The sequence below is a fragment of the Granulicella sp. S190 genome (genome assembly GCF_009766095.1).
GTDB lineage: Bacteria > Acidobacteriota > Terriglobia > Terriglobales > Acidobacteriaceae > Edaphobacter.
In genome coordinates this window covers 321,386-333,369 of sequence record NZ_LMUD01000009.1, presented here as the reverse complement: position 1 = coordinate 333,369, position 11,984 = coordinate 321,386, and the positions used below count along the sequence as shown (strand labels likewise).

The 11,984-nt window shown below is 56.3% G+C and carries 8 protein-coding genes; 2 read left to right on the top strand and 6 right to left on the bottom strand.

Features of this window, described 5'->3' with window-relative positions; all coding sequences use genetic code 11:
* Positions 1–135: 135 nt before the first annotated feature.
* The 6 genes from GSQ94_RS05255 to GSQ94_RS05230 all read right to left on the bottom strand — a co-directional run bounded on the left by GSQ94_RS05255 (position 136) and on the right by GSQ94_RS05230 (position 7,759).
* Positions 136–1,110 carry an alpha/beta fold hydrolase gene (locus tag GSQ94_RS05255; RefSeq protein ID WP_158942252.1) on the bottom strand — a complete coding sequence of 325 codons (975 nt, stop codon included), beginning with the start codon at positions 1,108–1,110 and terminating at the stop codon, positions 136–138.
* Between the two features lie 14 nt (positions 1,111–1,124).
* Entirely contained in the window at positions 1,125–2,057 is a 933-nt protein-coding gene (locus tag GSQ94_RS05250; protein ID WP_158942251.1) for a carbohydrate kinase family protein, read from the bottom strand.
* Positions 2,054–3,415 carry an APC family permease gene (locus GSQ94_RS05245; protein ID WP_158942250.1) on the bottom strand — a complete coding sequence of 454 codons (1,362 nt, stop codon included), beginning with the start codon at positions 3,413–3,415 and terminating at the stop codon, positions 2,054–2,056. Before GSQ94_RS05245 ends, GSQ94_RS05250 begins: the two co-directional genes overlap by 4 nt.
* A 181-nt stretch (positions 3,416–3,596) precedes the next feature.
* Positions 3,597–4,859: a tagaturonate epimerase family protein gene (locus GSQ94_RS05240; RefSeq protein WP_158942249.1), complete on the bottom strand. Its 1,263-nt coding sequence runs from the start codon at positions 4,857–4,859 to the stop codon at positions 3,597–3,599.
* Positions 4,860–5,160: 301 nt separating this feature from the next.
* Positions 5,161–6,369, bottom strand: a complete 1,209-nt coding sequence (locus tag GSQ94_RS05235; RefSeq protein ID WP_158942248.1) for a hypothetical protein — start codon at positions 6,367–6,369, stop codon at positions 5,161–5,163.
* A complete protein-coding gene (locus GSQ94_RS05230) occupies positions 6,344–7,759 on the bottom strand; it encodes an MBOAT family protein (protein WP_158942247.1) in 1,416 nt (471 codons plus the stop codon). Before GSQ94_RS05230 ends, GSQ94_RS05235 begins: the two co-directional genes overlap by 26 nt.
* Before the next feature lie 466 nt (positions 7,760–8,225).
* Here GSQ94_RS05230 and GSQ94_RS05225 point away from each other — a divergent pair, with 466 nt between their 5' ends.
* Both GSQ94_RS05225 and GSQ94_RS05220 read left to right on the top strand, forming a co-directional pair.
* Complete coding sequence (locus GSQ94_RS05225; protein ID WP_158942246.1) at positions 8,226–11,228, top strand: two-component regulator propeller domain-containing protein; 3,003 nt, start codon at positions 8,226–8,228, stop codon at positions 11,226–11,228.
* Positions 11,209–11,850 (top strand): response regulator transcription factor, encoded by a 642-nt coding sequence (locus GSQ94_RS05220; protein ID WP_254063663.1) that lies wholly within the window; start codon positions 11,209–11,211, stop codon positions 11,848–11,850. Before GSQ94_RS05225 ends, GSQ94_RS05220 begins: the two co-directional genes overlap by 20 nt.
* The last annotated feature ends 134 nt before the right edge of the window (positions 11,851–11,984 follow it).

The window sequence follows — 11,984 nt, the reverse complement described above, 5'->3', positions numbered from 1 at the left end:
GCGCTGGACTGCCTATCAATACTCCATTTTTGCTCATCCCTACGCCTCGAATGCTGTTAGCCGGTTCACATCTTCTGCATGGTTAGTCCGTCATTAACTGGCGCTCATCCCAGAGAAAATCCGCACAGTGTCATATTACGATTCGTTCCCCGCATCACAAGCAGCTTTCTCGCGAGCGAATGCGCTGCGCAACACCTCCACTTGTTCCCTCAAAAGACGCTCCGAAATCGCAGCAGAGGGTATACCCGCGAACCCATGTGGAATAGAGGGCACTAAATGGAGTTCCACAGCCACTCCCGATTCGCTAAGACGATTTGCGTAGTCAAGGCCTTCATCTCGCAGCGGATCGAGGCCGGCACAAAGAATGTAGGCCGATGGCAGATTCGAAAGATCCTTCGCTCGCGCTGGCGCCGCGTATGGAGAAACATCCTGCGGGGTCTCACCCAGATACCAGTGCCACATAACCTCTGCCTCAGACCGGGCAAAGTCTGGCGTATCGATAAATTGCATGGCGGAGCCTGTCTCAAGTCGATCATCTAAAGCTGGTATCAGCAGGAGTTGGAAGCAAATCTTCGGCCCAGTACGATCGCGTGCAAGCAGCGCCACGGCAGCCGCGAGGTTCGCGCCCGCACTTGAGCCTCCAACAGCGATGCGATTCCGATCGAGCCGAAGCTCCTGACTATGGTCCCAAAGAAATTCGAGTGCTCGGTAGCAGTCATTCAGTCCAGCAGGGAAAGGATCTTCAGGCGCGAGCCGATAGGCAACGCAGACGACGGTGCACCGCGCATTCACGGCGTACTGCACACATTGCATCTGCTCAGAAAAAACATCCCCACAAAAGAAGCCTCCACCATGGAGGTAAAGCAACACAGGCGATAGACCCTCGGCGCTCTTGCTGCGATAGATTCTTATCGGTATTACGTTCTTCTCTTCGCCGGACGGAAGGATCTCACGATCCTCAATCTCAAGATCAAACCCTGAGAGCCAGGAGGAGTCGGCTTTTTGTCGTGCGGTAACGATAGCGTTCCGCAGGGCCGCTACGTCGTTAAAGCCTTCTCGTGGCTCTTTCACCAAGGATTCGAATGCCGGGTCCATCCACAGATTCAACACTTCAATCTCCAGCTTCAGACAGTAGAGTTTTCCTGTACGACGCCCAGAATCTCTTGCCGCGAAGGCAGCGCGGAGAGAGCGCCACGGGCGCGCGTCGAAAGAGAACCACAGATACACGCTCTTCGCAGCTGCTCTTCAATATCGGCCCCAGAGAGCCACGCATCGATAAATCCAGCATCGAACGCATCGCCCGCTCCCGTAGTATCTACCACCTGAACCTCAGGCGGAGCCATCTGGTAGAAGCGGTGATGCCGCAAAGTGACTGCTCCGCGTGCGCCTAGTTTGATGACCGTATGTTCCAATCCCAAGGCCGCAAATGCACGTAACATCTGCTCTGGTTCCTGCTGTCCCGTAAGTAGTTGTGCTTCGCCTTCGTTCGGAAAAAAAAGATCGACCATGCGGAGTACATCAAGGCTGCTAGGTTTCAGAAACCACTCCTTCCGCCAGCCAGGGTCGATGGAAAGCGTGCACCCGGCGGATTTGAGGTCAGGAAGCAACAGCTTCGCAAGCTCAAGTTCAAGCGGCATGGCAAAGTGAATATGATTAGACCCGGATAAAGCTTTGATCGTTTCAGGCAAAGCAACGTACTTTTCAAGCGCTCTATTCGCTCCGGCGTAACTCAGAAAGCTGCGATCCGCTCTCGTCGACATACTCACAGTCAGTGCATTCGGCAACGCCGAGGAGTGCGCATCTTCGGCATAAACTCCAAAGAAACTCAGTCTCGCCCGAAGCCACGCCTCTTCATCTTCGCCAAACACTCCAAAGAGAGAGGTGCGGTGGCCAAGACGTGCCAGCGCACAAGCAGTATTGACCGTACCGCCCCCGGCCTCACGCCGATACTGCTCGGCAAAGACCTCCTCTCCCGGCAACGGGACGTGATCGAAGTCCGTAAAGATGTGGTCGACGTACACTTCGCCTGCTATGGCGATATCCCAGCGTTTCATCATATTGTCTCGAAAGGCCATCTCTGCTCTTGGCGCGATTTATAAAGAAAAGCTGCCACGCCTGCCAGCGTGATCGCAAAAGCGAACAGTATATTTTTTGCTCCGCTGGAGATAAGAATCAGGAGCCATCCAATAAAGGCAAGGACAGCCGGCAACGGGTAAAGCGGCATGAGAAATCTATTGGAACCCTTACTCGTCGAACGCCTGCGCAGTAGCATCACAGCGACACACTGCGCTAGGAACTGAACCATGGTCTGGATCACAATGACCAGACTGATGAGCGTATCTAAACTCAGCAGGCAGGCGCACGCAGAGAGAAAGCCAAGAATAAGAAGCGAAATGTGAGGTATGCCCTTTGTCGGATGCACCCGTGCAAAGACACTGAAGAACTCTCCCTGGCTTGCCGCTGCGAAAGGAATACGCGAAAAGCCAAGCAGAATCGCAAACACGGAAGCGAACGAAGCGACCAGAATGAGAACGTCCGCCATTCTCGCACTCTGAACGCTGTAAACCGTCTGCATGTAATCCGCCACAATCGCGGTGGAGTGCATACTCTGTTGAACTGGCAGGACGCCCAGAATGGCAAGATTCATCGCGATGTAAAGAACAGCAACCACGAGAATGGACAGGATGATCGAGTAAGGAATCGTCCGTTCTGGACGCTTCAACTCGCCACCGATCAGGCAGACGTTGTAGTAGCCAGCGTAGTCATAGACAGCTATTACGGTGGCGGCGCCGACACCCTTCCAAAAAGCTCCTTCTCTGAACGGGAACCCGCCGTCGATCTGTCCCCGCAGTGCAGCAGGAATGTGCTCCGCTCCGCCGACAATGATCCATAGAATCGTTCCGACCACTAATATCCAGAGACCAATGGATATCGCGCCGATCGTCGTAATCTTGCGATAAAGCAGCACAACATTGACCAGGCAGACTGCCATCGCCAGCACAGAGAGCCCAGCATTATTGATAACTGGCCATAGGTAATGAAGGTATTGCGAAAAGCCCACTGCGCCCGACGCGATAAGAAACGGAGCAGTAAGCACGGAGGACCACAGAACAAGAAAGCTCGCGGCCTTCCCATAAGTCTCGGCGCCAAAAGCCTCGCGCAAATAGAAGTAGGGGCCGCCGGAATAAGGCATCGCGGACCCTAACTCTGCCCACACCAGCCCGTCACATAAAGAGATCACCGCGCCTAAAATCCAGGCGAGCAAAATATGAGAGCCATGCACCGCAAGAAGCACAAGCGGGATGCTCAGGAACGGCCCGACACCGATCATGTTAAGCATGTTGGAGGTACATGCTCCAGCTATGCCCATCCGGCGACTCGAGTCTTCCTCTGCACCTGCTAGATTGGCCTGCATGAGAGGCTCCGGATGTCCATGACGATGAGCACGAGTATAGGGTGGGGCGAAGTTCTTTGTCAATAATCGTTAATAAGATATCCGCCGGGTTGAAGAATAGCTGCCCGCACTCTCACCGCTAGCTGAAAATCATCGCCACACCAAGCGATTGTGCCTTGAGTAAAAGCTAAGGAGAATCCCTCTATAGCCCGAGAAACACAGGCCTGATGTGCCTCTCATAGAGGTTCTCCGTCACATTACGCCCCACCACCTCTTCATTCGCCTCAAGCGCATCCAGGTAACGTCGTCCCATCTTCGCCGCCACCTTAAAACCTACATGCAGCAGCTGCCGAAAGCTGGGATTGTAGGCGCTATTGCTCTGGTCGTGCCGCAACGCCGACGTGTACTGCTCACTCGTCCAACCCTGCACCTCCGTCGGCGCAGGCAGCCGATTAAGATCAATATCGATCACCGTCGCATAGGGAGCACACAGTTCTTCTCGATGACCGTAAGCCTCGACGTACACCTCCTTGGCGATCTCCAACCCTGCTCCCCCGGCCTCTGCCAGACCAATCAACTCCTCCAGCCACGTGGTGCCAGCAGTCTTCAGATGAACGCCCGCTCCCGATCGCTTAAGCGCGTCATGAATCGGCTTGTAGATCGAAAACTTGTCCGAACCCGAGTGCACGCTGAGCTTCAGATTCTCCGGCAGACCATACCTCTTGATCGCAAAGGCGATCGTAGCAAGGTCTTCGCTAAACTCTTTCGCAAACTGCGGCACATCGCCGACATAGTCGACGCCCTTGTTGAATCGGCCGGTGAACTTCGGAGCAATCGTCTGAATCGGAATCTGTTCATCCGCAATCGCAGCAAGAATAATCAGCAGCTCAACCGGCGTCTGTGGCGAATCCGTCTCGTCCATCGAGATCTCGACCACAAAGCGTCCAGTGCCCTTCTCCTGTGCCAGAAAACGATACGTCTCGCCCCCCTGCTTCACCGCGGCCAGAAACTTATTCGCCACCCGTTCCACAAACGCTGTATCTGTCTTGAATGGCTGCTCGATCCCGGGAATCGCCAGATCGCTCGCGAGCTCCGGATGACGTGCCACAAACTCGGCGACCACCTTGGAAGGGGCTGGTTGACCGATCGCCTCCGCCACGTCCAGTGTGAAGAAGTCGCAGGAATCGAGAAATCGCGGAACTGTCTTCACATTGATGTGATCCGCATCCAGCAGATAGGGCTTGCTCCAGCCAAGCTTCTTGACCGCTGCATCGGCGGCGACGCGCGTCTGACTCGGCTCCGAGCCGATGATCGTATGTTCCCGGTTAGACTTGTTCCACACCGGGATCACTTCAGCTCCCGCCTTCGCAGCCAGCATGCATGCCCTGAGCTGGGCCTCGGCTTGGTGAGCAAAACGGTCTCCCACGCCAATCGACAATCTGGGAAGCTTCAATCCTTCTGTCATCTTGATACCCTTCTGCTCGCCGAGTGGTCAGTCCAATCGCGAAACTGTTTTAGGATACTAGGTTTCAAGAAGCCGTCCATAGACCAGGCCAAAAAGTTGCAAAGCCATGACCATGCCAGGTTCGCGGGTCGCTCTCGCTCACCTCTGGCTGGCGAAGTGCTGGTATGGCGCAAGATCAGAAGGTGAACCGGATGCGAGGTCTAGGCGCGGTCAGACTGTCCGGTGTAACCGCCGTGCAGTCTGGGGTGCTTTGTTTGGAGTGGGGAGTGATGCGCTGGTCTGTCCTCTGACGCTATGCAAACTACTCCGCTCTGGCTACGGACGGTGAAACACAGTCTTTGGTAGAGAGTGCTGTTGGCGCGTCGGGTTTCAAGTGCAGCATGGGTGTGAGCTGAGCCACGCTGCGGATGTACGCGTCGGTAAAGACGGTTGCACAGGCGTGGGTAAGATGAGAACCCTCGGGAAGGATGAGGTTCTGCGAGGCGGGAAGATCGTCAGTGTGAATGCCATTGGTGTGCGTGTAGGCGAGAAGGGCGTCCCATGCCCTGGCTCTGGGTACGTGCTTGTCTTCTATCGCGCGCATATCGGGGCCAGAAGGAGGGCGTACAAAAACTACGTCGCCGCCGCGAGCACGGATCTTGTCGACAGCGGTTTTGGTTCGGGCGAGTATCGCGTTGATACTTTTGTCGTCAATCGGAAATGGCGGAAAGAGCTGGTGCCAGACGGAGCGGGCATGGTCAGCAAGCCGTTGATCGTGTTCGAGCCTGCGCCAGATCCAGGCTTGCCCGTCCGTACCCGATTCCCCTACCTTCCAGACATCATGGTAGGGCCCTCTCACTCCGGGCCTCCAATCAGGATCGAGGTGAAAGATCAGCGTGCTGAGTTGATAGTCTTCGTCAAGCATCGCCAGCCCAGGAGAGATCACACGTTGGATCTGGTAGGAGGCACGTTTAGAGGGCGACTCCCAGTGGCTCAGCTCAAGTGCTTCCTTCGGCCGAGCGACTGAGTGCTTTGTGTCGAAGAACGCTGTTTCGGCCATTCCAACGATAGCCAGGCCTTTGAAGTGAGAATCATCGGCGATGTCCTCAAGGATGGGTAACCCACTGCTGCCCACAATCGCCAGTTGTATCGGGCGAACTCCCGTGAGTTGCGCGACGCGATCCAGGTCAGTGTCGTAAAGGATGCGCGAGTCACCAAGGATAAGCACAGGCACGTCACGCTTATCCACCTGGTGTCGCAGTCGAGCCCAGCTATCGTACGTGCCGTCGCTCTCATCACCAGGGACGAGCTTAAGGCTGCGCATCTTCCACTCCCAGGCGGACGTGAGCAGAATCACCAGCACCAGCACGACAAGCGACATCGTCCGCCATGGCTGGTCGGGAATATCGCGTTCTGGAACCGGCTGCGCGACACCCGGACGATCAGCTGCCGTGAGCCGCAGGCCTGACGGCAGCGCCTGATGGCTCGTTTCGACGGTAGTTTCTTCAGAACTGGAAATAAATGAAGCCATTGCTCTCTCCGTGTTGAATTACCACTGCGAAGGCCATGATCGTCCATAGCGCGGTGAGTGCCGTGGGGTGTGTGCGCGAGATCGCTGCTTCAAGCGTCTGGCTGCGCATGAAGCAGTGAGCGAGCACAAGGCCGGCGATGATGACTACGGTGGTGATGATGTAAATCGCGGCCAGCACAGGTTCGGCGTGCGCATTTCTACCGAACATGCCGCGGAGGATGACGATGGCCTGCTGAAAGGTCTTCGATCGAAAGAAGACCCATGCGATGTTTACGAGGACGAAGGTCAACAGCCCGAGCGCGGCAGAAGCGATGCGCCCAGGACGATATCCAGAGAACTGCTTCCGCAGCAATCTTTCGACTGAGAGATACAGGCCATGCAGTCCACCCCACGCCACAAAGGTCCAACTCGCACCGTGCCACAGACCGCCAATCAGCATCGTCGCCAGCAGGGAGAAGTAGGTTCGCGCATCTCCGTGGCGATTGCCGCCGAGCGGAATATAGAGATAGTCACGCAGCCAAGCAGAAAGGGTGATGTGCCACCTGCGCCAGAAGTCGGTAAACCCAATCGCCGCATACGGGAAGCGGAAGTTGTCGGAGAGCGCAAACCCTAGACAAAGCGCAGCTCCGATCGCCGTGATCGAGTAGCCCGCGAAGTCGCAGAAGATCTGCCCGCTGAACGCCAGCGTCCCCACCCACGAATCGATAAACCCGGGAACAACTCTGCCGTTATAGACCTGATCTACCACCGGGCCGAGAAAGCCATCGGCCAGCACGGCCTTCTCAAAGAGTCCAAGCGTCATCAACGCTAAACCGAAACGAAGCTGATTCCCGGTTGCTTGATGAGGCACTTCAAACTGGGGAACCAGTTCGGTGGGCCGCATAATGGGCCCGGCCACCAGGTGGGGGAAGAACGTAACAAAGAGGGCGTAGTCGAGGAAGCTGCGCGCTGGCACTGCACGGCGCAGATAGATATCCAGCGTATACGACATGGTCGCGAAGGTATAAAACGAGATGCCAATGGGCAGAACAATGCTCGACTGCGGCGGGCTGTAGTGGAAGCCGGCCAGCCCTGCAAGATGAGCAAAGTTCTCGACGAGGAAGTGCCCATACTTGAAATAACTAAGCAGGCCAAGGCTCACGATGATCGACGTCAGCATCCACGCGCGGCGCTTCCACTCCTTGTCCGCCTCAACGAGCCCGCGAGCCGCAAACCAGTCCACCACTGTCGACAGCCAGAGCAGGATGACAAAAGGAGGATTCCACGCCGCATAGAAAATGTAGCTGGCGATCAGAAGATTGACCTTCTTCACCCTCCACGGGAACGGCATGGAGTGCAGGATCAGGACGATGGCGAAAAAGACTACGAACACGAGGGAATTAAAGATCATGCCCACACCCCTCGATCGCAGCCAGCCCCGCCTCACAAGGCGGCCTTCGTAATCCATCCCGCTCAACCGAGGCCCAGCGATACAGCCACACAGAGTCCATCATGCACACACTCCCATGGTGCAGGCTCACGTCCGCCATCGGTCTAAAACCGCTGTTGCTGTTTAAACAAAGCGACGCATCATGCACATTCGCTTTGCTCGGTCGATCGATGAAGGATTTGGCCCGCGTAATTTATTCGAACTACATGTATTGATGTATGGTTCGCTATCTGGCCCGTGTGCAGTCAAATAACCAATTTGATCCTGAGGGATCCAACAAGTGGCTCCTGGAAAAGGGTAGGTTTCAAAGTGGTTCCTGAAGTGTACATCAACTCCAGCGAACTCCGGCCGGTTCAACTAATCAATCTGATCGGGCCTCTGGAAGGGCTTGATAGAAGCTGTAAAAAAATGCTGTAGGGTTTAAGACTTGAGGTGGACACGAAAAGTCGGTCTTGCATCCTTCGCGCTCTCATTGGGCCTGAGTGCTCAAGGCTCACAGACAACCGGCGTCCCGCCCTCCCTGCGCGACGAGGTCCTCTCTACCTGGACTACCGACCAGGGCCTACCTCAAAACTTCATCACTGCCCTCGCGCAGACACCCGATGGTTTTCTATGGGTCGGAACGCTCAACGGTCTGGTGCGATTTGATGGATTGCACTTCAGGGGCTTTGAGAAAGACGGCCCGCCAGAGCTGCAGGAAAAGATACTAAAGCTCGAGCGAGATAACGAGGGTGGTATCTGGATCGCCACCATCACCGCGCTCTTTCACTACACGCATCACCAATTCCGCGCAATTGCTCTTCCTGGCGGATCCCATGCTCTCATCCAGATCGTTGCCCGCTCCGCCGACGGAGGCGTCTGGATCGTCTCCGAAAACAAGCTCATGCGAACCCGCGGCGATGCAATTCAGTCTGAGTCTCTGCCGGCCGGCGCCCGGACGCTGCGCGATATCTTCGAAACCAGAAACGGAACGCTCTGGATCACCGATACTGAACACGTTCTCGCAGTGAAGCCTGACCACTCCGTCGTCCGATACAACCAGCCCGGCATCCAGCTCTTCTATGGAGATGACACAGGCCACCTCTATGCCGGTGACGGACACAAGCTGTTTCGCCTTGAAGGCAACAGCTTCAGCCCCGTGCCACACCCTGGCCTTGGTAACTTCGTTGACGTGATGGTCGATCATCGAGGCGCGCTCTGGATGGCAAGTGGAGGCCTGCACGGGCTCAGTCGCAAGGTCGGTCCCCGGACTGAGGTCCTCACAACTGCGGACGGACTAGCCAGTGACGACGTGCGTGTCATCCTCGAAGGTAGCGATCAGGACGTATGGGTCGGCACCATCGGCGGACTCCAGCGATTTCATCATGGGATATTCACCAGCTATCGCGTCAGCCACGATCTCACCGGCGGCCGCAGCCAGACTGATGCAGTCTTCGAGCAGAAAAACGGAGCCGTGTGGGCTGGCACGTTGGAGGGCGGAGTCGCCGAATTTAAAGAGGGACACAGAACACTCTACGGACGGGCGCAGGGGCTTCCAACCGGTCAGGTCCGAGGGTTTGCAGAACACGGTGCCACCCCTGCAATCGCAATCGCCGACTACGGCATCTTTGAGCGCCATGGAGTTAAGTTCACCAGGATACCTTTCATCCCTCATGGATACGTCAACACTCCGGTTACCACCTCAGATGGCAGTCTCTGGTTCAGCGTTCTCCATCACGGACTGTTTCGACTGAAGGATCGAAAGCTGTCGAGCATCGATGTGGGCCAGCCGCAAACAGGCGAGTCCATCCGCTATCTCGCGACCGATAGGCTCGGACAGATATGGGCTGGAACGGATACGCAGCTTGATCGCTGGACGGGAGACCACTTTGAGCCTGTGGTCCACACGCCGCATCCCATTCTCAGCGTAGCGTGGCCTGAGCACGGACTGGCGGTAGCCACGATGCGCGGCCTGATGCTGTGGCCCGTCGATGGTCCCGAACGTAACGTCTCTGGTCAGGGAAAGATCCTCACGCAAGCCGAGGGGCTGCCAGGCAGCTTTATCCTGGACGTCGTTGCCGACGCAGACCAGAACCTCTGGGTCGTCACTCCGCGAGGCATTGCATGTCTCAGCCGCGAACAGTGGATGGCATTCGCCGCAGGGAAGCTCGATCATGTCATACCTGAGATCTTCGATGAAGCCGATGGTCTCACCAGCAACGATGTCCTTCCCCTCAACCAGGTGACCGCAACAAACTCCCGCGATGGGCGCATCTGGTTTGCGACTGTTGGCGGAATCGCCGTCGTCAACCCGCATCCCCCGGATCCACTCGCGCAGGCCGTACTCGATTACATACAAGTCGATGATCATCGCCTCTCCTCGAACGAGCCCACGATCTCTCCTGGTCTTCATCGCATCACCTTCGCTTACACGGCGCCTTCCAACACCGCGCCCGAACAGATTCGATTTCGTTATCGCCTCGCCGGATGGGACCGCCAGTGGATCGACGCTGGTACAGAACGTGTGGTCTCCTACACTGGCCTTCCGCCCGGCCGCTATACCTTTCAGGTCGTCGCCACAAATCGCGAAGGCGTATCGAACGGTGTAGCCGCCATCGCCGCCCTGCAGCTCCAACCATTCTTCTGGCAGACAAGATGGTTTCTCGCATTCGTCATTCTTGCCGTTGTCGGCATCGCAGTGGAGCTCACGCGGCGAAGAACGAAGTTCCGTGCAGAGCGCCTCAGCCTTCGCTTTCAGGAGCGAGCCGCCGAACGCGAGCGCATCGCCTACCAGATCCACGACACCGTCATCCAGGACATGATCGGAGTCGCCTTCCAGCTTGAGCTGCTCGGCTTTCAACTGTCCGATCATCCGGAGACAGCGACGGACTCCCTCACCGCTCTCGCCGATCGTGTACGTGGCAGCATCACCCGCAACCGCAACATGGTCTCGAGCCTTCATTCGACTGCAGTCGTCGAGTACAGCCTCATCGAAGTTTTACGCCACGCGGAGGCAGAGTTCCGCCTCAGTGATCTGCCCGAATTCGACTTGAGCAGTGCAGGCGAGCCTCGCACCATCGACCCTCTCGTGCGCGACGAGGTCTATCGAATCTGCCGTGAAGCCTTGTCCAACGCCTTCCGTCATGCGTATGCGAAACATGTTACCGTGAAGATCCAGTTTTTCCCTGACTCCTTCGAGGTCGTTGTCGTAGACGATGGTCAAGGCATCGACGAAGTCACTCTCCGCCAAGGCAGGGAAGGACACTTCGGACTGCGAGGCATGCAGGCTCACGCAAAACGAATCGGAGCGTCTCTCACCATCGACAGTCATCCGGGAAAAGGAACGAAGGTTACACTGCACGTAAAGACCCTCAAGCCGGTCTGGACACGGTGGCGTCGAGAACGGAAGCTGGAGGAGGAAAGTTTTGCTCGTGACCAAACAGCTCGCTGAAGTTGCAAAACCAATCGAAGTCCTGATCGTTGATGACCATCCCATGGTGCGCGAAGGATTAGCGGGTGTACTCGCACGTCATCACATGAAGATCGTTGGCCTCGCTGCCAATGGCCGTCAGGCGATTGAGATGTATCTCGCGCTCCGGCCCGACGTCATGTTGCTTGATCTCCGTCTCCCCGACCAAAGCGGCTTCGACGTTGTACGAACAGTATTGAAGGCCCATCCGGAAGGCCGCATCATCATCCTTAGCTCTGCGCAGGGAGACGCATCCATCTACACCGCGATCAGCCTGGGAGTGCGCGGTTATCTCCTCAAGGGCATCGACGGCGCATCGCTCGCCGATCAGGTCCGTCACGTAGTCGCTGGCGGCAAATCTCTCTCCCCGGAGACCGCCGAAAAACTGACTCAATACATCACCTCAGGCAAGTTGAGCGACAGAGAGATTGAAGTCTTAGGCCTCATCTCTCAGGGAAAAAGCAACAAGGAGATCGCCGACCTGCTCTTTGTGACCGATAACACCGTCAAGATGCACGTCAAAAAAATCTTGCTCAAGCTTCACGCTAACGATCGAACCCAGGCAGTAGTGATTGCAATTCAGCGGGGGCTGCTCGACGCATAAACCGCCGCGGCGCAGATACCCTTTTGGGTAGTTCCAAAACTATCCTTTGCATTTCTCCGCACATCCGAAACAAGCGCTACTCTTTCATCAGATTTTATCCAACAACCAAACTGTTTTGTGCTCAACCCTGGGCA

What these genes read in the sequence shown, in the direction of transcription:
- GSQ94_RS05250 (WP_158942251.1), bottom strand. Translation starts at nt 2,057, where the DNA reads ATGATGAAACGCTGGGATATCGCCATAGCAGGCGAAGTGTACGTCGAC.
- GSQ94_RS05245 (WP_158942250.1), bottom strand. Translation starts at nt 3,415, where the DNA reads ATGCAGGCCAATCTAGCAGGTGCAGAGGAAGACTCGAGTCGCCGGATG.
- GSQ94_RS05240 (WP_158942249.1), bottom strand. Translation starts at nt 4,859, where the DNA reads ATGACAGAAGGATTGAAGCTTCCCAGATTGTCGATTGGCGTGGGAGAC.
- GSQ94_RS05235 (WP_158942248.1), bottom strand. Translation starts at nt 6,369, where the DNA reads ATGGCTTCATTTATTTCCAGTTCTGAAGAAACTACCGTCGAAACGAGC.
- GSQ94_RS05230 (WP_158942247.1), bottom strand. Translation starts at nt 7,759, where the DNA reads ATGATCTTTAATTCCCTCGTGTTCGTAGTCTTTTTCGCCATCGTCCTG.